Raw genomic sequence first — 22,382 nt, 5'->3', positions numbered from 1 at the left:
CTTCGCACGCACAGTCGCACTCGCCGCCGCAGCCGCCTTCGATGAGTTCGAGCTCAGGAATGCTGGGGTTGCTCACTTGGCGGTTCCATTCGTCTCGATGCCGAAGATTTTCTCCCACGCGGCCTGGCTCGCCAGCTCGGCGTGCGCTGCCCGGTAGCGCTTCTGCATTTCCGGGAACCGCGCGGTGAGCTCCTTGCGCAGGCGCAACGCTTCCTTGAGCAGTTCGGCGGCGATGCGCGGGTCGCGCTTACGGTAAACCACTCCGCGCCCGTCGGCAGTCGTCACGGTGACACCGTCGACCTGGGAAAGCAGGAACCAGCGCGCGTCGAGCGTCGGCACGTTGAGCTGCGGGGTTTCGTGCGCTGCCGGGTCGGCCTTGCGGAAGTTGTGGACGATGCCCTTGGCGAGTCGACCGATTTTCGCGATCGGGTTGCCCGGTTCGCCGACCGCGCCGACGCCAGCGCGGCTGGCGAGCGGCAGCTGCGTCGAGGACGGAACGACAACCGCGTCGGGGAATTCCTTGCGCATCGCGTGGATCTTGCCGAGCGCGCTTGGCAGCAGGTCGGCGAGGTTTTCCGGGCCAGCGAGGAAATCGCGGATCGCTTCGTTTTGGATCGCGACGGTCGAATACTCAAGGCACAGCAGGTGTTTCAGCGTTGCCTTGACGGTGTTGACGATCATCGGCTTGCCGTCGCCTGGCAGGTACATCGACGCGACGATCAGACGGTTACGCAGGTGGAAGTACGCCTGCCAGTCGATGGCGTCGTCCTTGTCCGACCAGGCCATGTGCCACACGGCAGCACCCGGCAGCGTGACCGTCGGGTAGCCGGCCGCGGCGGCGCGCAGGCCGTACTCGGCGTCGTCCCACTTGAGGAACAGCGGCAGCGGCTGACCGATTTCGGCGGCGACCGCGCGCGGGATCACGCACGTCCACCAGCCGTTGAAGTCGACGTCGATGCGGCGATGTAGCAGCTTCGCGTTGTCGCGGTCGGAAAGCGGGTACTTCGAAAAGTCGTGGTCGTACTCGACGTTCGGCGCGGCACCCCACATGAAGATGCCACGGTCGATGACCTCGCCCATCACATGCAGATGCGAGCGTTCCTGCAGGTTGAGCATCTGCCCACCGGTCAGCACCGGCGACTTCGCGAAGCGCGAGAACGCGAGCGCGCGCAGGATCGAGTCGGGTTCGATCTCGATGTCGTCGTCCATGTAGGCGATGTATTCGGCATCGGTCGCGTTGAGCGCCTCGTACATCACGCGGCTGTAGCCGCCCGAGCCACCGAGGTTGGGCTGGTTGTAGATCTTGAGGCGGTCGCCGAGGACGGCGGCGGCTTCGGCGAAACCGGGCTCGTCGGCCGGGTGACGGGTGCCCTGATCGGGAATGATCACGGCCGAAATCTGTTGCAACACAAGCGGATCGGAGCCCAGTGCGCGCAGGGTGTTCACCGCGTCGGTCGGGCGGTTGAACGTCGGCATACCGACGGCCAGCGTGCCGTTGCCGGGCGCTTCGATCGGGGCGTAGTAGCCGCCTGCGAGCAGCGTGACCGCGGTGTCGGTGGTGATGTCGAACCAGATCCAGCCGCCATCTTCGAACGGACCTAGGTCGGTTTCGAATTCGACAGTGACGCTCTCTTGGCCCTGTTCGACGGCAAACTCTTTGCCCTGCACGTGAATTCGCGAACCGTCGGCTTTGGAGCGGTACACGTCAACGCGACCGTGCCCGGCCAGTTCGAGCCGCAACACCACCGAGTCGAGCACGCTCCACCGTCGCCAGTAGCTCGCGGGCAGCGCGTTGAAGTACGTCGCGAACGACACCTCCGACTCCGCGCCAATCGACAGCGCGGTGCGGCTCGTCGCATGCGCGCGACGGGCGTTCGTCGGCGATTCCTCCAGGTACAGCGTGCGCACGTCGAGCGGCTCGCCCGGGCGCGGCAGGATCACGCGCTGGAGCAGCGACTTCGCGCGAGTCGGGGTGGTCACGTCTTCAAGCATCGGCGAACTCATGCCTCGTCCACCAGCTCAGCGCCGGTTTCGAGCGTCGGGCGCAGGACGTTTTCGAACGTGCTCAACGCGGCGCCGATCGCCATGTGCATGTCGAGGTACTGGTAGGTGCCGAGGCGACCACCGAAGATGACCTTCTTCTCGGCCGTTTCCTGCTTGGCGAGCTCGCGGTAGGCGAGCAGCTTCGCGCGGTCCTCGGGGGTGTTGATCGGGTAGTACGGCTCGTCACCGGTCTGGGCGAAGCGGGAGAACTCGCGCATGATGACGGTTTTGTCGGTGCGGTAGTCGCGCTCGGGGTGGAAGTGGCGCGGCTCAATGATGCGCGTGAACGGGGCGTCGGCGTCGTTGTAGTTCATCACCGAGGTACCCTGGAAGTCGCCGGTTTCGAGGACTTCAGTCTCGAAATCGATGGTGCGCCAACCCAATTCGCCTTCGGCGTAGTCGAAGTAGCGGTCGATCGGGCCGGTGTAGACGATCGGGGCGTCCGGGTTGGCCGCGACAATCTCGTCGCGCACGTCGAACCAGTCAGTGTTGAGGCGCACGTCAATGAGGTCGGAGGCGGCCATGTTTTCCAGCCACTTCGTGTACCCCTCCTTCGGCAAACCCTCGTAGGTGTCGTTGAAGTAGCGGTTGTCGAAGTTGTAGCGCACCGGCAGGCGGGTGATGTTGCCAGCGGGCAGTTCCTTGGGGTCGGTCTGCCACTGCTTGGCGGTGTAGTCGCGGATGAACGCTTCGTAGAGCGGGCGGCCGATCAGGGAGATGGCCTTCTCTTCGAGGTTCTGTGCGTCGTCGGACTTCACTTCCGCCGACTGCTCGGCGATCAGCTTCCGCGCCTCTTCCGGCGTGAAGTAGCGGCCGAAGAACTGGGAGATCAGGCCAAGGCCCATCGGCAGCGGGTACGCCTGGCCCTTGTGCAGGCCGAACACGCGGTGCTGGTAATTCGTGAACTCGGTGAACTGAGTCACGTAATCCCACACCTTCTTGTTCGAAGTGTGGAACAGGTGCGCGCCGTACTTGTGGATCTCGATGCCGGTCTCCGGCTCGTTCTCGGAGTAGGCGTTGCCGCCGATGTGGTGGCGGCGGTCGAGCACCAGGACCCGCTTGCCCAGCAGGTTTGCTGCCCGCTCGGCGACAGTCAGGCCAAAAAAGCCTGATCCGACGACGATCAAGTCATACGAAGGTGCGGGGTTACCGGAAGGCGATGCGGCGGTCACGGGAGCCCAGCGTATCGGAAGACGGTGGATTGTCCCGGTGGAGGCGGATTTGTTCAGCCTTGGCCAGCCCGGATGAACAGTGTGGGTACAAGAAGTATGGCCCCTACCAGCGTCGCGATGGTCGCGCCGAGCCAACTGTGGTTGACGATGGAGGTGATCGCGCCGGGGACGGTGCCGTCGATGAGGTGAGTGTGCGGCCAGACGATGCCGTATTCGGGGTCGAAGTTCACGAGTGTGGCTGCCAGTCCGCCGACGCCGATGGCCAACTGCGCGATCGCGACGACGAACGCGACGCTCGCTTCGCTGTGCTTGACGATTTGCACCGTCGAGTAGGCGAGCGCGCCCGCGACGAGGTAGCCGGCGAGGATCGTGAGCCAGGCGAGGGCGTCGTCGAGTTTGGCGGAATCGCCGAACCAGGTGATCGCGACCCAGGACGCGGCGAACCCGTTGGCGAGCGCCGCGAGCGCGGTAATGGTTGCCCCGATCCGGACGGCCCACCCGGAACGCACTTCTGTCGCAAGCATGGATGTCAACCTAATGTCTTTCGCGTCCACTGCCGTGTTGGCTTGCAGTAGCTCAGGGCGAGCAGCACCACGTTCAGCGCGAGCCACGTCGTGAGCGGCCCGCCCCACCAATTCAGTGCGACCACAAGCAAAGTCGCGGCAGTCATCAGTCCGGAAACGACGACGAGGATCCGTCGCCCAATGTTCGACCGTCGAGCGAGCATGATCGCGCCTGCGAGATAGACGGCCCCGAGCCCACCGAAGATCGCGGCGGTTGTGTAATCAAGTTCAGACTCGCGCCCGGCAAGCCGAGCAACAACCATCGCCCCGGCAAACAGCAGCCCGGCGGCTCCGATGAACCCACCGAGCGCACTCGCGCCCCACGCGCACCACCGCAACGTTCCTCCCCGCATCACTTCGACTCTGTCGTTAGTTATACGGGTCGCCGCTGCTACGCGCGGGTCCACGACTCCACGATGTGCAACCAGGCAGTTGCGATCGGAATGGCATTTTCGTGCAAGTTCGCCGCCGAACCCCCAAAATGCGGCGGTTTGGCGGCGAACGCGCACGTTTATGCCATGTTGGCGCTAGGCCGCAACGAGCTGCCGGTCAGTGAGCTTCGGCTGTGGCTTCGGCGGGAGTTGGCCGAGGACCGTTCCGGCGAGGGCGATCACGAGGCCAAGGACCTGGAGCAACGTCAGCGCCTGGTTCAGGGCGAGCCAGCCGATTACCGCCGCGGAAACCGGGCTCAGCAGGCCGAGGAAAGCCACTGACGTTGCCGGGACTCGGGAGATACCGCGGAACCACAGCCAGTAGGCGACGGCCGTGCCGATGATGCCCAGGTATAGGTAGCCGCCAATTGCATCCACGTCGAGTACGGGCGGTGCGCCTTCGATGATGAGCGCGAGCGGGGCGATGAACAGGCCGCCTGCGGTCAGCTGCCAGCCCGCGATTGCCAGCGGCCCAACACCCTGCGGACTACCCCACTTCTTCGTCAGCACCGTTCCCGCCCCCATCGAAGCGGCGCCCGCGAAACCTGCTGCGACACCGACGAAGTCGAGTTCCGCATTACCCTTCAGCACTACGAGCGATACGCCGAGTACGCCGATCGCGCCAGCCAATATCTTTCGCCGCGTTGGCGTTTCCGCGAGTAATACCGCAGCGAACCCAAGCGCGAACATCGGTGTGACAGCGCCCAATACCCCGGCCACACCACCCGGCAGGCGGTACGCGGCAAGGAACAACAGCGGAAAGAACGCGCCGATGTTCAGCACGCCAAGCACAGCCGCGCGCCCGACCCACTGCCCGTGCGGCAGCGTGCGAGTCAGGGCGAGGAGCAAGAGCCCGGCGGGCAGCGCGCGCATCAGGGCGGTGAAAAGCGGGCGGTCCGGCGGCAGGAATTCGGTGGTGATCGCGTAGGTGGAACCCCACACGATCGGGGTGAGGGCGGTCAACGCGAGGGTAGGTGCGTAATTGGTGCTACGTGCGTCGCTCATGTTCGCTCCTGATTGATAATCTCAACGTTGAAATATCTACTCGCCTAACCTGTTCAGCGTCAAGTAGATGAACGTTAAGATTTTTAATCGAGAGGAAACTGATGCGCGACGCCGTCGACCTGATTACCGAGCAGTGGGCCCGCGAACGCCCCGACGTCGACTCGTCACCGATGGCCGTGATCGGCCGAATCGCCCGCGTTTCGCGCCTGCTCGAACAGGAACTCAAGCAGTTCTTCGCAGGTCACGGACTTGAATTCTGGGAGTTTGACGTGCTTGCGACATTGCGCCGATCAGGCGGGGTGGAAGGAATCACGGCGGGCGCGCTGAACAAGGCGGCGATGCGGACATCGGGCGCGATCACGAACCGCATCGACCGACTTGCCGCTAGGGATTTGGTTCGCCGCGTCCCTGCCCCCGACGACCGCCGCTCGGTTTTGGTGCAACTGACCGACAAGGGCCGCGAGTTGGTCGACTACCTACTCCCCCTCCACATGGAAAACGAGCACCGCTTGTTGTCAGCCTTGTCGCCTACCGACCGCGAGACATTGGCAGGTTTACTGCGCACACTCGCGGTCGGGATGGGCGATACGACCTTGGGGTGAGGACTAACGCACAGGTGCCAACGAATTGGACTGTGGCGGTTCGGGATTCGCCTGTGCGTGGCCCGGTACCGTGTTGGGCGCGAGCATCGTCGCGAAGTCGACGACGCGCACGCCGAGCGTCTTCGTGTGGACGATCACGCCTTTCGTAAACGGCCGATACGTCCCCGCCCCACCGGGCAGTTGCATCTCCGCCGCAGTCGGCACCCCGACCACACTGCCCGCACCCCCAATCCGCCGATACTCGGCATCAATCACCGTTTCCCCGGCAAGCGGCTGAACGGCGACACCAGGCGATACGCCCGGCGAGGTGAACAACTTCTGCCACTCACTGAAACTGGGCCACCCGGGAATAGCAGGCCATTCAGCCGCACTGGGCCACCCGGGAAGATTCGGCGACCCGGGAACATTCAGCGCCTCTGGAGCACTTGGCGACTCCGGCGCGCCCTGCGTCCCGGGGCCACTTGGCAACTCAGGTGTGCCCTGCGTCCCGCGAGAACCTGGCGATGCGGGCGCGCCCGGCCCTGCGGGGACGGCAGGCGACGCGGGCGCAACGGGAACTTCGGGCACCCCCGGCGTGACTTGCGAACCCGGCGCCCGAGGCGAAGCGGGCGCAACCTGCAACCCCGGAGCGCTCGGCGACGCCGGGCCAGCTTGCAAACCGGGAGCACTCGGCGACGAGGGCGCTACCTGCGGCGCGAGCCCGGCGGGTGACTGGGAAACACCCGGCGATGCGGGCGTCGGCGAACCCTCAGGCGGGGTGCCCAATTCAGGTGCACTCTGCGACTGCCCAGCGAGTGGGGGCACGGGCGACGGGCCAGGGGCAGCGTCCGACCGAGGCGCGGCGTGCGAACCGGGTGCGACCGGCGACGTCGGCGCGGTGGCTCCTTCAGGTGCGGTGCGCGCCCCGGGAACGCCAGGTGAAGCCTGCGAACCTGGTGCACTCGGCGACGTTGGCGCGACGAGCCCGGTGGGCGGCTGGGAAGCGCCCGGCGATGCGGGCGTCGGCGAACCCTCGGGCGGGCTGCCCAATTCAGGTGCACTCTGCCCAGCGAGCGGAGGAACGGGTGACGGTCCCGGGGCGCCCGGCGACGCAGGCGTTGGCGAACCCTCGGGCGGGCTGCCCAACTCGGGGGCAATGTGCGGCTGACCTGGAAGGGGGGAAACCGGCGTGGGGCGGGGCAACGGCGGTGTTACCGCGTCAGAGCGCGGGAATACCGTTGGTGCAGACCATGTTTCGACAACCTGATCTGGCGCCGGGCCAACCTCGAACGTCTGGATGTCGGACGGGCGACCTCCATCGGGGGCCGCTGAATACTCCGAGCGCAGGATCAGTCCGTCGCGCAACAGCACCGTCCCCGCGGTCGTGGCGACCGCCTCGGTCGAGCGCGCATCCTCCTTCGGGGTGCCCGGGTAGGCCTGGCAGTCGGTGGTGTCGCACGTTTGGGCGTAGGTGTAGCGATCTTCGGCGAGTGCGTAGGAGCGGGCCGCGATCGCCTGCGCGCGCAACGCCTCGAATGCGCCCTGGTCAGCCCAGTTGGCCTGCATTTCGGCGGGGACAACGCCTGCGAGGTAGTCCTCGATGTCGACCCGGTTGACCGTCCGGAACGCCTCACCATCAAGCGCGACGCCAAGCGCCCCGCGATACCCCGTCCCCCCGCACAGCGTCAGGTGCTCGTTCGCCGGACGCCCAACCCCCGGATCGACCGGATAAATGAACGGGTCGTCAGTTACGTTCTGCCACAACACTTCTCCCTCGCAGCCCGTCGTCACAACCACGTTCGCCTGCCCACCCGACAACGGCGTCAAGTGCGCGACCTCGCCGGGTCCAATCCATTGGCCAGCAACCTGCGCACCAGCTGCGGCAAAGGCATCGAGCGTCGAATCATCTTGTGCTTGAAGGCGAACCGCGATGGTCGTCGGTCCGATTTGCCCGAGCGTCGCGCCCGGGTAGTAGTAACCGAGGATTTCCTCAGCGCTCTGCCCCTCGCGCGCCCCGTCGTACGCCCCCATCTGACTCAGCCCGCGCCCGTGCCCAACGCCAACAGTGGGCGTGATCTGGGCTGGCGCTGACTGCCACCACGCGACCGCACCAGTCACCAACAACGCGGTCCCGCCAAGCAGGAGTGAAAGGGGCGTTGACCTGCTCGGTCGCGCTGGTCGCCGCCAAATGCCACGCCGAACGCGGCGTTTGAGTTTGGGTTTGTCGTTAGGGTCGCTCGCCATCGGTTGTTCCCACCTTTTCCGGTTCTACCTGCGCGAATCGCGTCGGCATGTCGGCGTCGCCGTGACGGCGACGAGGGCTACATTCGAGCGGTCACCTCAGCCTCAACCAAAGGTTTAGGCTTGTGACGTATGTTAACTAGCGTGATGCACGAGACAACGAGAAGCAAGCATCACATGCCGGGGTTGTCGGAAATGTGAGAGTCAGCCCCACGCGACCGGTTCGCAGTCGCCAACCGCGACTGTCGAAGTTCCACCGCAGCAGGAACACGCATTGGCCCGCCAACGCGCCAAAGATCGCGCCAAAGATACGGAGCAATTCGTGCGATATCGAAAGCCAACCCGGTCCTTCGTGCTCCCGATGGTCACCACGCTCGCGGTCGCCGCGCCGATCGGAGCGTTCGCGTTCAGCGACGCCGCCGACTCCGCGCCACGCACCGCAAACGATTTCGCGCCTGTCGCGGTGGCCGCGCAGATGTCGGAGGTTGCGCTGAATTCGGTGCCCGACATCACCGTCCCGTTGCGCGAATTCACCGGCCTTAACGTCCCCGACCTGCGCGTATCCGACCTGCGCATGCTCGGCCTCCCGAACTCAATCACGCTCCCGCCGCTCCCCCCGGGCCTCCCACTCCCGCCGGGCGTGACGGTCCCGACGGAAATCCCGCTGCCGGGCATCCCAGAAAAACCCGCGCCGCAACCCCCGAACGTGGCCCCCGAGGCCCCAACGCCGACGTCCCCGCCGTCCCCGGCAAATGTGGCCCCGGCCCCCGCGCATCCGGCCCCGAACCCGAGCGCCCCCGGCCACGCCGCACCCGCACAGGCTTCCCCGACTCCCGGCGCGCAGCCCCCGGCCGCCCCGGCCCCGGGTGCGCAGCCCCCGGCCGCCCCGGCCCTCGGTGCACCGGCTCAGGCACCCCTCGCTCCCGGCGCGCAGGTACCGCCGACTCCGACTCCCGGCGCGCAAGCCCAGGCGACGCCTGCTCCCGGCGCAGCCACGCAGCCAGCCCCCGATCGCGGCGCACAGACTCAGGGATCCGAGGACGGCGTCGCGCCCGAAACGCCCACTCGCCCAACGAGTCCCGTAAGCGCATCACCGGGCTCGCCGACCGACTCGGCCCCGCCGGCTTCCGCTGCAGCGCCCAATGGCGGCGCGCCCGAAAAGCCCGCGCCCGCACAGCCTTCCGCAACGCCAGGCGCGGCGAATGCCGTTCCGGCCAACGTGCCCGCTGACGCCACGCCAACGCCAACCCCCGCGCCGAGCAGCCCGCCGCCAGCCCCAGCACCCGCTAACGCTTCGCCAACCCCAACCGCCGCGTCACCCGCGCCGAGCAGTCCAGCCCTGCCCCCCGCTAACGAGAACGCGGGAGCAGACGGGCGCACTCCCGGAGCACCCCCTGCGGCAAGCGGGCAGCCCACACCACCTCCAAGCGAACCCGCAGGCCAGGCCCCGGGCGCTCCGGCTGCATCAAACGACACCGCCAACACCCCAGCCCCCGACGCCAGCGGCAAAGCGGCGAAATCCCCTCAACAACACCCAGCGATCCCCCTCGCAAAAGCCCCCGCAGGCTCCCCCGCGAACCCCGTCAAAACGATCCCAGCCAAGCTGATCGCCGCCCCCGGCACCCCGCTCGACGCGCCCGCCCTGTCGCCCGGTGCGATCGCCGCCGACATGGTCGACAAGGTTGGGGCCGAGGTCAAAGAACTCTCCCAGGACACCCCGTTCAGCATGGTCGCCGTCACCGCCGCCGACCTTGCCAACACCACCATCAAGTTGCGCGCCAAGCAGCTCGACGGCACGTGGAGTCCCTGGTACGCGAGCGATCCGGTCGACACGCGCGCCACCGATAAAACCCCCGCTGGCGGCCGTGTCGGCACCGAGCCGATTTACGTTGGCGAGACGAAGACCGTCCAAATGCTCACCACGCGCAAACCGGCAGCTGGCCCCGATCACGACCCCGCGCATCTCACCGAAACCGCACTCAAGGCCGTGCTCATCAACCCTGGTCGCGCCGCGATCGACGCCGCGCTCAACAACGTCGCCGCACCGCTCCCAGGCGGTGGTCCGCGCGTGATCACTCGCGCGCAGTGGGGTGCGGATGAGTCGATTCGCTGCGAAGAACCCACCTATGACGACGGCGTGGCTGGCATCACCGTGCATCACACGGCCGGTCGCAACGAGTACAGCCGCGCCGAATCGGCGGGCATCGTCCGCGCGATTTACCGCTATCACGCCGACACGCTGGGCTGGTGCGACATCGGCTACAACGCCCTCGTCGACAAGTACGGCCAGATTTTCGAAGGCCGATACGGCGGCCTTGACCGCGACGTCCAGGGCGCGCACGCTGGCGGTTTCAACGAAAACACCGCTGGCGTCGCGCTCATGGGCAACTACGAGTCCGAGACCCCGAGTAACGAAGCGCTCAACGCCGTCGGCAATTACATCGGTTGGCGGTCCAAGATCGCGGGCATCGACCCACGCGCGCACACCACGATGATTTCCGAAGGCACCGAGTTCACCTTCTATGACTATGGCGAAGAGGTCGAGTTGCCGGTGGTTTTCGCGCACCGCGACGTCGGCAACACCGACTGCCCCGGCGACGCTGGCTACGCGATGATGGACCGCATCCGCAGCATCGCCGCCGCTGGCGCTGGCATCTACCGCTCCCCAGCCACGGCTGCTGCCGCGCAGGTCACCAACTCCCAGACCAGCTCACTCGTCGCGAAGCTAAAAGAGATGAGCGACAACGATATTGCGAAGCACTGGGTCACCAGCGGCGGTGTCGACGGCCCACTCGGCGCCCCGCGTTCGGAGCTGTTGAAGGCAACCGACGGCAGGCAGTACGCGAAGTTCGAGAACGGGCTCGTGTACGCGGGCGCGAATCCGGGCGAGACGTTTGAGGTGGTCGGCGCGATCCTGAAACGCTACGTCGACCTCGGCGCCGACACCGGAGCGCTCGGATTGCCAACGAGCGCTTCGTATCCCGTCCCCGACGGCACGAGAGCCGACTTCGAAAACGGCTCGCTTGTGCTCAACGAAACAACCGGCGTAGTCACCACCTTCTGGAGAAACTAGGCCCCACCCGAAACGCCCGGCAGCAATTGCCGGGCGTTTCGCTTATCCCCACCATCGCTCAAGCACCATCGCCACCCCGTTGTCGATGTTGCTGCCGGTCACCTCGTCGGCAGCCGCCCGCGCTTCGGCGTGCGCGTTGCCCATCGCGACCCCGTGCCCGGCCATGCGCAACATCGGCACGTCGTTGGGCATGTCGCCGAACGCGACAACCCGCTCATGCGCGATGCCCAACCGCGCGGCCACCTCAGCGAGCCCCGACGCTTTCGTCACGCCAGGCACAGCTAATTCGATGAGCCCGTTTTCGGTCGAGTAGGTGATCTCGGCGAGGTCCCCGATGAGCGGCGCAAGTACGTCACGCATGGCTGAAGATTTCGAAGAGCTAAGTCGCACAAGCATTTTGATTGCGGGCGTGTCAATTACCTCGGCATGCGAAACCACGGTGTCGTCGGGGTTGAGCCACGCGTGTTCGTACGTCGGCGAGCTGACGAACTGTTGCGTGACCGCGTCGTGCGCGCTTTCGCCGACGCGCTCGGTCGCCAATCCACAACCGGGAAGGGCGGATTCGGCGATTTCGGCGAGCGCGGCGAGCGTTTCGACGTTGAGGGCGTGACTCGCGAGCACCTTGTCGGCGGCCGGGTCGTAGAGCACCGCCCCGTTGCCGCACACCGCGAGCGGCGCGAAACCCAGTTCGTCGACGATCGGCGCGATCCAGCGCGGCGGTCGCCCGGTTGCGAGGACGAACGTCGCGTTGTCGGCGACGAGCGCGTTGACCACCGCGCGCGTCCGGGCCGAAACATGCTCGGCATCGTCGATCAGCGTGCCGTCAACATCGGTTGCAACCAACTCCGGTTTGCTCATCGGACCATCCTGGCAGCCCGTCGGGGTACATGGGCAAGCGACTTTCCCTATGATCAGCGCACTATGACCGGCTTCCTGTTGCGACGCGCGACCAACTACGTCGTGCTGTTGTTGCTGGCCTCGTTTCTCACCTTCAGCATGGCGTCGCTGACGTTCAATCCGCTCGACAGTCTTGAGCAACGCAATCCGCGGCCGCCGCAGTCGGTGATCGACGCCAAGGCCGAGCAACTGCACCTCAACGAGCCCATTCCGCAGCGCTACCTCACCTGGTTAGCGGGGGTTTCGCAAGGCGATTTCGGGACGACGCTCGACGGGCAGCCGGTGAGTAGCGAACTTGGTCGTCGCATTTTGGTGAGTTTGCGGCTGCTGGTGATCGGCTCGCTGTTGGGCACCGCGCTCGGCGTGTTGGTCGGCGCGGCGAGTGCGATTCGCCAGTACAAATTCAGCGACTACTTCACGACGGCGGTGTCGCTGGTGATCTTGTCGACGCCGGTGTTCCTGCTCGCGACGCTGCTCAAGTTCGGCGCGTTGAAGATCAACCAGGCGACCGGTTCGCAGATTTTCCTCTACACGGGCGAGACGTCGGCGACGCAGGTGTATGGCCTGTGGAACGAATTGCTCGACCGCGCACAGCATTTGGTGTTGCCCACGATCACGCTCGCCCTGTTCGCGATGGCTGGCTACAGCCGATACCAACGCAACGCGATGCTCGACGTGCTTGGCAGCGATTTCATTCGAACCGCCCGCGCGAAGGGGCTCACCCGCCAACGCGCGCTCTACAGACACGGCCTGCGCACCGCGTTGATTCCGATGGCGATTTTGTTCGCGTACAGCATTGGCGGGCTGGTCACGGGGTCGGTTTTCGTTGAGCAGATCTTCGGTTGGCATGGGGTCGGGGAATGGTTTATCGACGCGGTGACCAAGCAGGATTTGTATGTGGTTGTCACGATCGCGTCGTTCGCGGGGCTGGTCGTGCTGATTTCCGGGCTGCTTTCCGACATCGTTTACGCGCTGCTCGATCCACGGGTGCGGGTGAGCTGAGATGAGCGAAACCGAACTGATCGTCGCTGGCGCGCCGGAACCGATGGCCGCCGGTCGCGGCAAGCTGGTGTGGCGACGCTTCCTGCGCAACAAACCGGCCGTGATCGGCGCGATTGTGCTGCTCACGCTCCTGATCGTGAGCTTCGCTGTACCGCCGTTGCTCACCTTCGACTATCAGTCGCTGGACCCGAAAGCCCTGCTCAAACCACCATCGTTGCGGCATCCGTTCGGCACGACGTCCATCGGCCAAGACGTGCTCGCGCAAACCCTGCGCGGCACGCAGAAGTCGCTGATCATCGGGTTTTGCGTCGCGATCTTCTCCAGCATCATCGCGGTGACCGCGGGCGCGACGGCCGGGCTGCTCGGCGGCTGGACCGATCGCGCGATCATGTGGCTCGTTGACCTGCTGCTCGTCGTCCCGAGCTTCATCATGATCGCGCTGTTCGCGCCGCGCACCAAGGGTTCGGGGTCGATCATCTTCTTGATCCTGCTGCTGAGCGTGTTCGGCTGGATGATCAGCGCGCGCATCATTCGCGGACTCACCATGAGCCTGCGCGAACGCGAATTCCTCAGGGCCGCAAAGTATATGGGCGCGTCGAATCGGCGGATCATCGTTTCGCATGTGCTGCCCAACATCGCGTCGATCCTCATCATCGACACCACGCTCGCCGTCGGCGCGGCCATCACCGCCGAAACCGGACTCAGCTTCCTCGGTTTCGGCGTCCAAGCGCCCGACGTTTCGCTTGGCACGCTCATCGCGGCGGGCACCCGTTCGGCGCTCACGTTCCCGTGGTTGTTCTTGTTTTCTGGCGGAATCTTGATCACCATTGTGCTTTCGGCCAACCTCGTTGGTGATGGCCTGCGCGACGCGTTCGATCCACATTCGCGAGGGGCGCGCAATGACAAGTGAACCGCTGCTGGAAGTCAGTGACCTGCGGGTTTCGTTTCCGAGCGAGCAAGGTCGCGTTGATGTTGTGCGCGGGGTTTCCTACACCGTCGCCGACGGGGAAATTCTCGCGATTGTCGGCGAATCCGGTTCGGGGAAGTCGGTTTCCGCGCTTTCGGTGATCGGACTGCTGCCGGAGCAAGCGCGGGTGCGCGGGTCAATTCGCCTGCGTGGACGCGAACTGCTAGGCCTTGGCGACAGGGAACTGTCGAAGCTGCGCGGCGCCGAAGTGAGCATGGTTTTCCAAGACCCGCTTTCGGCGCTCACGCCGGTGTACCGCGTTGGCGACCAAATCGCCGAAGCGGTGCTCGCGCATCACCCCGAATTGGGTCGAAAAAAGGCCGCTGAGCGGGCGATTGAGCTGCTCGACCTGGTCGGCATCGACCAGCCACGCGAGCGTGCGAAGGCGTTCCCGCACGAGTTTTCCGGCGGGATGCGGCAGCGGGTGGTGATCGCGATGGCGATCGCGAACGACCCTGCGTTGATCATCTGCGACGAACCAACGACGGCATTGGACGTGACCGTCCAAGCCCAAATCCTCGACCTGTTGCGGACGGCGCGCGACGTGACCGGCGCGGGCGTCATCATGATCACCCACGACATGGGGGTCGCGGCGACACTGGCCGACCGAATCGCGGTGATGTACGCGGGAAAGATCGTCGAATCCGCTTCTGCCGAAGACCTTTTCGCATCACCGCGCATGCCATACACGGTTGGGTTGCTCGGTTCGATCCCGCGCATGAACGGCCCGGCCCGCGCCCCACTGACCCCGATCGCCGGCTCGCCGCCCGCGATGCACAGCGTTGGCGATGGGTGCGCTTTCGCGCCGAGGTGCCCGGTTGCTGTTGCGGAGTGCACGGTGGTTGAGCCGCCGTTGGTGCAGGTTGGGGTGGAGGAGGCCCACCTCGCCGCCTGCATCCGCACCGACCAGCTTTCTAGCACCGATCTGTTCGCCGCGTTCCGGAGCGAAGTCGATGTCGTCGACGAATCCGCGCCCGAATCGGACGAGGTCGTCTTGCAAGTTGCCGACCTCGTCAAGACCTACCCCCTGACCTCGGGATTGTTTCGTCGCAGGACCGGCGAGGTGCGGGCCGTCGACGGCATCGGGTTCACCCTTCGCGCCGGGCGCACCCTCGCACTCGTCGGGGAATCGGGGTCGGGCAAGTCGACCACGTTGTCGCAGATCATGGACCTCGCGCGCCCGCAGGAAGGCCGGATCGACGTCCTTGGCAGCGACGTCGCCTCGCTCACGCGCCCGCAAATCCGCGAGATCCGGCGCAAGATGCAGATCGTTTTCCAGGACCCCAGCGCGTCCCTCGACCCCCGGCAACCGATTTTCGACGCGATCGCCGAACCGTTGCGCATTGACGGTCGCTCGAAACAAGAGGTCGCCAAGCGGGTCCCTGAACTCCTGCGCCTGGTCGGGCTTGGCCCCGAGCACGGCGAACGATTCCCCGCCGACTTCTCCGGCGGGCAGAAACAGCGCGTCAGTATCGCCCGCGCCCTCGCGCTCGACCCGCGCATCCTCGTGCTTGACGAGCCCGTTTCGGCACTTGATGTGTCGATTCAAGCGGGCATCCTCAACCTGCTGCGTGACCTGCAAGCCGAGCGCGGCCTGGCGTATCTCTTTGTGTCGCACGATCTTTCGGTTGTGCGCAATCTCGCCCACGACGTCGCGGTGATGTTGCGCGGCAAGATCGTCGAATCAGGCTCTGCGGAAGAGGTTTTCGCCAATCCGCAGCACGAGTACACCCGCGCGCTCATCGCGGCGGTCCCCGAACCGAAGGAGTGAAGGTATGCGTAACCGTTCGTTGAGGGCGGCCGCGATCGGGCTGGTGATCGCGGGATTCCTCGTAACAGGGTGTAGCGCGGACGATTCCAGTACCGGCGGCGACGCGGCGCTGGGCACGACCAACGACATCAACCCGACCGACGTGAATAACGTGCGCGACGGCGGCAACCTGCGCCTCGCTATCTCGGCGCTGCCGCAAAACTGGAACGCGCTGCAGACCGACGGGAACGACGCCGAGGTCGCTGGCGTGCTGCGCCCGATGATGCCGCGCGCGTTCAAAACGGATGCGTCGGCGAATCTTTCGGTCAACACCGACTACTTCGAAAGCGTCGAGCTCACCGGAACGAGCCCGCAGGAGGTGACGTACACGATCAACCCGAAGGCGGTGTGGTCGGACGGCACGCCCATCACGTGGGAAGACATTCGCTCGCAGGCTGCCGCGCTGTCGGGTGTCGACAAGGCGTTCCTGATCGCCAACACCAGCGGGTTCGACCGGGTCGAGAAGGTCGAGCGCGGGGTCAACGATCAGCAGGCCAAGATCACTTTCAAGCAGCATTACGCCGACTGGAAGGGCCAGTTCGCGGGCAACTCGTTCCTGTACCCGAAGTCGGTCACGGCGACGCCGGACGCGTTCAACAAGAGTCAAGTCGACACGCTTACGCTGTCGTCGGGGCCGTTCGCGTTGCAGTCGGTTGATCGCACGCAGAAGCGAATTGTGTTGGCGCGCAACCCGAAATGGTGGGGTGCTACGCCTAAGCTCGACACCTTTACCTTCAGCGTGCTGTCGAGCGACGCGTTTGTGCCCGCGCTCGCCAATAACGAGATCGACGCGGTCGGCATCGCTACGCGCGAGGACTTGGCAACGGCCACAAGCACCCCCGGCGTGGTGATTCGTCGCGCACCGAGCAACCAGTGGTCGCACCTGACGTTCAACGGTGCCCCGGGCTCGCTCCTCGAAGATCCGGCCCTTCGCGTCGCGATCTCGAAGGCCATCGACCGTCAGGGCATCGCGAACGCTATTCAGAACGGGCTCGTCCCCGACCCGAAGCCGCTGAACAACCACATCTTCCTGGCGGGACAGACTGGCTACCAGGATAATTCGCTCCCATTCGACCCTGCGGCCGCTGCATCCGAACTCGACGGGCTTGGCTGGAAACTGGTCAATGGTGTGCGTGAGAAGGACGGCAAGCAGCTGGTGATTCGCGACGTGATGTACCAGTCCAACACCTGGGTCCAGATCGCGCAGATCATGCAGCAGAACCTCGCGCAGATTGGCGTGAAGCTGAACATCGACCAGAAGCCCGGTCAGGCGTTCTTCAGCGACAACATCATTCCGGGCAATTTCGATGTCGCGCAATGGAGTTGGGTTGGCGACGCGTTCCCGCTGAGCGGCCTCGGTCAGATTTACGGCCTGTACCCGGACGTGCAGGGCAACTACGGGCGCATCGGTTCGCCGGAGCTTAACCAGCTGATCGAGGACACCGTTTCCGAACTCGACCCCGCCAAGGCGGTCACGCTTGCCAACGAGGTCGACCGCAAAGTCTTCCTCGAAGGCCACTCGATCCCGCTGATGCAGTCGCCCGGCAACGTCGCCGTCCGCGACACCCTCGCCAACTACGGCGCCCCCGGCCTCGCGTCCTACGACTACACCAAGATCGGGTTCCTGAAGTGATCCACGCGGCGGGTTCGCGATGATCCCGGCCCCGCTGCGCTACCCGATCGGCGTCACCTGCGGCACCCTCGTGATTTCACTCGCGTGGGTGCCGTTCGCTTCGATAGACCAGCTTGCGGTACTGGCGGTAGCCACACTTTTCGTTGGCGGATTCACCGTGTTTCAGCTGGTCAGGTCGCTGGGCGTGGGGATTAGGGCATGGCCTTCCACGGACGACGCGACCTCCGCCGGTCGCGCCCGGATGCCCACCTCGCGCACGCCGACGTCAGGCATGGCCGACGGGACCGACGGACGGAGTGGCCACCCCGACGAGCTGGCCGACGGACGTGCGGCCCCTGCCCGTCGGCGCGGCGACGCGCGGAGCAGCCGATCCAAGGAGCCTTTGACCGGGCGTGAAAACCCGGACGCCGGGCGGAACAGTCGACCGAGCAAGCCGAACAGCGTGCACAGTAACCCGACCATTGCGTTTGGCAGCCGACATGAAAGGCCGAGCGGCGGCCGCGACAGTCAGCCCGACGAGGCCGTCAGCGGACACGCGGCCCCAGGCAGCGGGCGCGGCGATTCGGTGGTCGGGCGAGGTGGTCGCGTTCGGCAGCAGTATCGGCTCGAATCGCGGTCGTGGGTCGAGATCCGCGACGGTTCGGCCTGCTCGTGGGTGCCCGTTTTCTACTCGGCCGCATTGGCGACATCGGTGGCGGCGGACGTGACGCGCGACGGTCGGCGGCTGAGCCTCGGGGCGGTGCCGCTGTACCCGTCGGGACCGGTGCGGTCGCGCGAACCTGTCGGCAAGCTCACCGATAACCCTTCGCGCCCAAGGAAATTCGTGCGCGCCCACTGGTACCGCCGACTTTTACTCGACGCCCAGGGCACGGTCGCCGCGCCGTTGATCGCTTTGATGTGGGTCTACGTGACCAGCGCGTCGTGGGCCGCGTTCCTGCCCGCGACCCTCGTCGCCGCGGCGGTCGTCACGTGGTGGGCCGCGATTCGAGGTTCCGACCCGAGCTGAGGCCGTTCCTTGACTTCCTACCCTAGGGGGGTATGGTAGCGAGCAACCCACACGGAACGGAGAATCACGATGAACGCGACAACCAAGTTCGCCGGTTTCGCCATCGGCCTCGCGGCGGTCTTCGGCGTCGCGATTGGGGTTGGCAAGCTCGTCGGCCCGGTCGACGACACCAAACCCGCAGGTCACGGCGACCACACAGCGGCCAAAACCACCGACCTCCCCGGCGGTCTCCTGTCGACCGATCGCGGCTACAGCATCGCGATCGCCCAGCCCGACGTGCCCGCGTCGGCACAGAGCACGGTCGCCTTTCGCATCCTCGACGCGAACGGCAAGCCCGTCACCGCCTACACCCCCAACCACGAGAAGGACCTGCACCTGATCGTCGTGCGCCGCGACATGGTCGGTTTCCAGCACGTGCACCCGGTGCTCGACCAGGCGACCGGCACGTGGTCGGCCCCACTCAATCTCAGCCGCTCCGGCGACTACCGCGTGTTCGCCGATTTCGTCCCGGCAGGCGGAACCGGCCTCACCCTCGGCGCTGACCTGCGCGTTTCCGGCGTATACGACGTGCAACCGCTGCCGCCGCCCGTGCCGACGGCGAAGGTTGGCGACTACACCGTCACGCTAAACGGCAACGTCGCGCCGGGCATCGGCTCGCCGGTCACGTTGAACGTCAGCCGCAACGGCGCGCCCGTCACCGACCTGCAGCCATACCTAGGCGCATACGGCCATTTGGTCGCCTTGCGCGCCTCGGACCTCGCCTACCTGCACGTTCACCCCGAAGGCTCCCCCGCCGACGGCAAAACCCCGGCAGGCCCGAAGGTGAAATTCATCGTGAACGCCCCCAGCCCGGGCGACTACCGCCTCTTCCTCGACTTCAAGCACGGCGACGTGGTCCGAACGGCGGAATTCACGGTGTCGGTGCCCGCGACCGGCGCAACGTCGCCGGTCCCCGCGCCAGCGAGCGAGGGCGGTCACGGCGACCACGGCGGCGGCCACTAGCCATGAACGGCCACCTCGCGGAGTCGATCCAAGATCACCAACTTTGGTGGCGGCATCGCGCGAGTGGCTTTCGCCACCAGAGCGTGTTGATCATGGTCACCCAGCCGGGCACTGCCGTCGGCCCCAGACTTCCGGGGTCACCGCGGGACCCCCGCCCCTTCAAGATCACCAGGCTCTGAGGGCTGGATTGCGCCCCAGTTTCCACCACCACAGCCTGCTGATCTTGATCGACCCTGCCGCCCCGACAGCGAGCAGCCCGCATGGACCCCGCAAGCCATCCAAGATCACCCGGCTCTCACGGTTGAATCTCGCGCCCAATTTCCACCACCCCAGCCTGGTGATCTTGATCGACCAAGCCATCACGACCACCGACAGCCCACGAGAGCCAGCAAACCCAGCCATCAAAGATCAACACGCCTTGGTGGCGGCGAAACGCGAGAGGCTTTCTCCACCAGAGCGTGTTGACCTTGATCCCCAGCCGGTTGCCCCCCGACCGGCCCCGGTCTACCAGAAGCGAACGGCCCACACAGGCTCGCAAACCCGGCGATTCAAGATCAGCAGGCTCTCACGGTTGAATTTCACACCTAATTTCCGCCACCACAGCCTGCTGATCTTGATCGGCGACCAAGGCCAAGCCAACCACCCCTAGCCCGCCCGCTAGTCCTCAGCAAGAATTCGTGTCAGCAGTGAAGGAGCGTCTCATGACCACCGCGACTCAACATCCCGGCACCGGCCAGGTGGAACTGGTGATCGGTGGCATGACGTGCGCTTCCTGCGCGAATCGCATCGAACGCAAGCTCAACAAGCTCGATGGCGTCACCGCGACGGTCAACTACGCGACCGAGAAAGCGCGCGTCGATTTCACCGGCGACATCGACCCCGCCGAGCTGATAGCAACCGTTGAGCAAGCCGGGTACACCGCGCAACTGCCCAAACCGCCGGACACCCCGACCGAAACCCAGGAGGCCGACCCAACCGCATCCCTGCGCACCCGTCTGCTCATCAGCCTCGCGCTCACGATCCCGGTAATCGCGATGGCGATGATCCCCGCGCTGCAATTCCGCAACTGGCAATGGCTGTCGCTCACGCTCGCCGCCCCGGTGGTTGTGTGGGGCGCGTGGCCATTCCACAAGGCAGCGTGGACCAACCTCAAGCACGCGACCGCGACGATGGACACCCTCGTTTCCGTCGGCACACTCGCCGCATTCGGCTGGTCGCTGTACGCGCTGTTCTTCGGCACCGCGGGCGAGCCGGGGATGAAGCACCCGTTCGAATTCACCATCGCCCGCATGGACGGCACCGGCAGCATCTACCTCGAAGCGGCGGCTGGCGTCACCACCTTCATCCTCGCTGGCCGCTACTTTGAAGCGCGGTCGAAGCGACGGGCGGGCGCGGCGTTGAAGGCGCTACTTGAGCTTGGCGCGAAGGAAGTGTCGGTGCGCCGCGACGGCACCGAACTGCGAATCCCAGTGGACCAGTTGTCCATTGGCGATGAGTTCGTCGTGCGACCCGGTGAGAAGATCGCCACTGACGGCGTGATCGTCGAGGGTTCGTCGGCAGTCGACGCATCGATGCTCACGGGCGAGTCGGTGCCGGTCGAGGTCACCGTCGACGATGCGGTTACCGGCGCCACAGTCAACGTTGGCGGTCGAATCATCGTGCGCGCCACCCGAATTGGTGCCGACACCCAACTCGCGCAAATGGCCAAGATGGTCGAAGACGCGCAAACCGGCAAAGCTCAAGCGCAGCGCCTCGCCGATCGCATCTCCGGCATTTTCGTCCCGATCGTCATCGCGCTGGCGGTCGGAACCCTCGGATTCTGGCTTGGCACAGGCGGTTCCGTCGCTGCGGCGTTCACCGCTGGCGTCGCGGTGCTGATCATCGCGTGCCCCTGCGCCCTCGGGCTCGCCACGCCGACCGCGCTGATGGTCGGCACCGGGCGTGGCGCGCAACTCGGCATCCTGATCAAGGGGCCGGAAGTGCTTGAGTCGACGCGCAAGGTCGACACCATCGTCCTCGACAAAACTGGCACCGTCACGACTGGCAAGATGACGTTGCTTGAGGTCATCCCCGCCGACGACGAGTCGACCGACGACGTCCTGCGCATCGCGGGCGCGCTCGAACACAACTCCGAGCACCCGATCGCGGCCGCTATCGCCAAGGAAGCCCAGCAGCGGTTCGGCGCACTGCCCGAGGTGGACGACTTCGCGAATGTCGAAGGGCTTGGCGTTCAGGGCGTTGTCGACGGGCGCGCGGTTGTCGTTGGTCGTTCGCGGTTGCTCGCCGACTGGTCGGCACCGCTGAGCGAGGAACTCAGCGACGCGCTCGACGACGCCGAAGCCGCAGGTCAGACGGCTGTCGCGGTGGCGTGGGACGGGAAAGCGCGTGGCGTGCTCGTCGTCGCTGACGCGGTGAAGCCAACGTCGGTCGAGGCAATCGCGCAGTTCAAGGTGCTCGGCCTCACCCCGATCCTGCTCACCGGCGACAACGCGCGCGCCGCGAACACGATCGCCGCGGAGGTCGGCATCACCGAGGTGATCGCCGAGGTGCTGCCCGCCGACAAGGTCGACGTGGTGAAGCGGCTGCAAGCCGAAGGCAAGGTGGTCGCGATGGTCGGCGATGGCGTCAACGACGCGGCCGCCCTCGCCCAAGCCGACCTCGGGATGTCGATGGGCACGGGCACCGATGTGGCGATCGAAGCGAGCGACATCACCCTGGTCCGCGGCGACCTCCGCGCGGCAGCCGAGGCGATCCGCCTGTCGCGGCGCACGCTTGCGACGATCAAGGGCAACCTGTTCTGGGCATTCGCCTACAACGTCGCGGCGATCCCGCTGGCGATGGCAGGTTTGCTGAACCCGATGTTGGCGGGTGCGGCAATGGCGTTTAGCTCGGTGTTCGTCGTGAGCAACAGCCTGCGCTTGCGGCGTTTCGGCCGATAAATAAGGAAAGCCCGGCA

17 protein-coding genes are annotated in these 22,382 nt (G+C 65.8%); 10 read left to right on the top strand and 7 right to left on the bottom strand.

Features of this window, described 5'->3' with window-relative positions; translation table 11 throughout:
- Positions 1-72 precede the first annotated feature (72 nt).
- From IEX78_RS14685 to IEX78_RS14665, 5 genes are all read right to left on the bottom strand, one after another.
- Complete coding sequence (locus IEX78_RS14685; protein ID WP_188829426.1) at positions 73-2,004, bottom strand: glycosyltransferase; 1,932 nt, start codon at positions 2,002-2,004, stop codon at positions 73-75.
- The gene (gene glf / locus IEX78_RS14680; protein ID WP_188829425.1) at positions 2,001-3,215 is read right to left on the bottom strand and encodes a UDP-galactopyranose mutase; all 1,215 of its coding nucleotides are present in this window, start codon (positions 3,213-3,215) and stop codon (positions 2,001-2,003) included. Before glf ends, IEX78_RS14685 begins: the two co-directional genes overlap by 4 nt.
- A gap of 53 nt (positions 3,216-3,268) precedes the next feature.
- A complete protein-coding gene (locus tag IEX78_RS14675) occupies positions 3,269-3,739 on the bottom strand; it encodes a hypothetical protein (protein ID WP_188829424.1) in 471 nt (156 codons plus the stop codon).
- Positions 3,740-3,744: 5 nt separating this feature from the next.
- Complete coding sequence (locus IEX78_RS14670; RefSeq protein ID WP_188829423.1) at positions 3,745-4,131, bottom strand: hypothetical protein; 387 nt, start codon at positions 4,129-4,131, stop codon at positions 3,745-3,747.
- Positions 4,132-4,305: 174 nt separating this feature from the next.
- On the bottom strand, positions 4,306-5,214 hold the full coding sequence (locus tag IEX78_RS14665) for an EamA family transporter (RefSeq protein ID WP_188829422.1): 909 nt from the start codon (positions 5,212-5,214) through the stop codon (positions 4,306-4,308).
- Positions 5,215-5,315: 101 nt separating this feature from the next.
- Between IEX78_RS14665 and IEX78_RS14660 the strand changes: the two genes are divergently transcribed.
- Positions 5,316-5,816: a MarR family winged helix-turn-helix transcriptional regulator gene (locus IEX78_RS14660; RefSeq protein ID WP_188829421.1), complete on the top strand. Its 501-nt coding sequence runs from the start codon at positions 5,316-5,318 to the stop codon at positions 5,814-5,816.
- 3 nt (positions 5,817-5,819) lie between these two features.
- On the opposite strand, the gene IEX78_RS14655 is transcribed toward IEX78_RS14660, so the two are convergent.
- Complete coding sequence (locus IEX78_RS14655) at positions 5,820-8,039, bottom strand: SpoIID/LytB domain-containing protein (protein ID WP_229683965.1); 2,220 nt, start codon at positions 8,037-8,039, stop codon at positions 5,820-5,822.
- 319 nt (positions 8,040-8,358) lie between these two features.
- Between IEX78_RS14655 and IEX78_RS24285 the strand changes: the two genes are divergently transcribed.
- Complete coding sequence (locus IEX78_RS24285) at positions 8,359-11,109, top strand: N-acetylmuramoyl-L-alanine amidase (RefSeq protein ID WP_229683964.1); 2,751 nt, start codon at positions 8,359-8,361, stop codon at positions 11,107-11,109.
- 42 nt (positions 11,110-11,151) lie between these two features.
- Here the strand turns inward: IEX78_RS24285 and IEX78_RS14645 are convergent, their stop codons facing one another.
- The gene (locus IEX78_RS14645) at positions 11,152-11,967 is read right to left on the bottom strand and encodes an HAD family hydrolase (protein WP_188829420.1); all 816 of its coding nucleotides are present in this window, start codon (positions 11,965-11,967) and stop codon (positions 11,152-11,154) included.
- Between the two features lie 63 nt (positions 11,968-12,030).
- On the opposite strand from IEX78_RS14645, the gene IEX78_RS14640 reads away from it, so the two are divergent.
- The 8 genes from IEX78_RS14640 (at position 12,031) to IEX78_RS14605 (ending at position 22,365) form a co-directional block, all read left to right on the top strand.
- Positions 12,031-13,008, top strand: coding sequence for an ABC transporter permease (locus IEX78_RS14640; protein ID WP_188829419.1), 978 nt, complete (start codon positions 12,031-12,033; stop codon positions 13,006-13,008).
- Position 13,009: 1 nt separating this feature from the next.
- The gene (locus IEX78_RS14635; protein WP_188829418.1) at positions 13,010-13,918 is read left to right on the top strand and encodes an ABC transporter permease; all 909 of its coding nucleotides are present in this window, start codon (positions 13,010-13,012) and stop codon (positions 13,916-13,918) included.
- Positions 13,908-15,746 carry an ABC transporter ATP-binding protein gene (locus IEX78_RS14630; protein ID WP_188829417.1) on the top strand — a complete coding sequence of 613 codons (1,839 nt, stop codon included), beginning with the start codon at positions 13,908-13,910 and terminating at the stop codon, positions 15,744-15,746. The genes IEX78_RS14635 and IEX78_RS14630 overlap by 11 nt, the downstream gene beginning before the upstream one ends.
- A gap of 4 nt (positions 15,747-15,750) precedes the next feature.
- Positions 15,751-17,418 carry an ABC transporter family substrate-binding protein gene (locus tag IEX78_RS14625; RefSeq protein WP_188829416.1) on the top strand — a complete coding sequence of 556 codons (1,668 nt, stop codon included), beginning with the start codon at positions 15,751-15,753 and terminating at the stop codon, positions 17,416-17,418.
- 19 nt (positions 17,419-17,437) lie between these two features.
- On the top strand, positions 17,438-18,424 hold the full coding sequence (locus tag IEX78_RS14620) for a hypothetical protein (RefSeq protein WP_188829415.1): 987 nt from the start codon (positions 17,438-17,440) through the stop codon (positions 18,422-18,424).
- Between the two features lie 69 nt (positions 18,425-18,493).
- Positions 18,494-19,426 (top strand): DUF8832 domain-containing protein, encoded by a 933-nt coding sequence (locus tag IEX78_RS14615; RefSeq protein WP_188829414.1) that lies wholly within the window; start codon positions 18,494-18,496, stop codon positions 19,424-19,426.
- Between the two features lie 223 nt (positions 19,427-19,649).
- Positions 19,650-20,075 (top strand): hypothetical protein, encoded by a 426-nt coding sequence (locus IEX78_RS14610; RefSeq protein ID WP_188829413.1) that lies wholly within the window; start codon positions 19,650-19,652, stop codon positions 20,073-20,075.
- A gap of 52 nt (positions 20,076-20,127) precedes the next feature.
- Complete coding sequence (locus IEX78_RS14605) at positions 20,128-22,365, top strand: heavy metal translocating P-type ATPase (protein ID WP_188829412.1); 2,238 nt, start codon at positions 20,128-20,130, stop codon at positions 22,363-22,365.
- Positions 22,366-22,382 lie beyond the last annotated feature (17 nt).

The sequence above is a fragment of the Nocardia camponoti genome, assembly GCF_014646135.1.
GTDB lineage: Bacteria > Actinomycetota > Actinomycetes > Mycobacteriales > Mycobacteriaceae > Nocardia > Nocardia camponoti.
The sequence above is the reverse complement of the archived record's forward strand: the minus strand, read 5'-3'. Positions and strand labels throughout refer to the sequence as shown.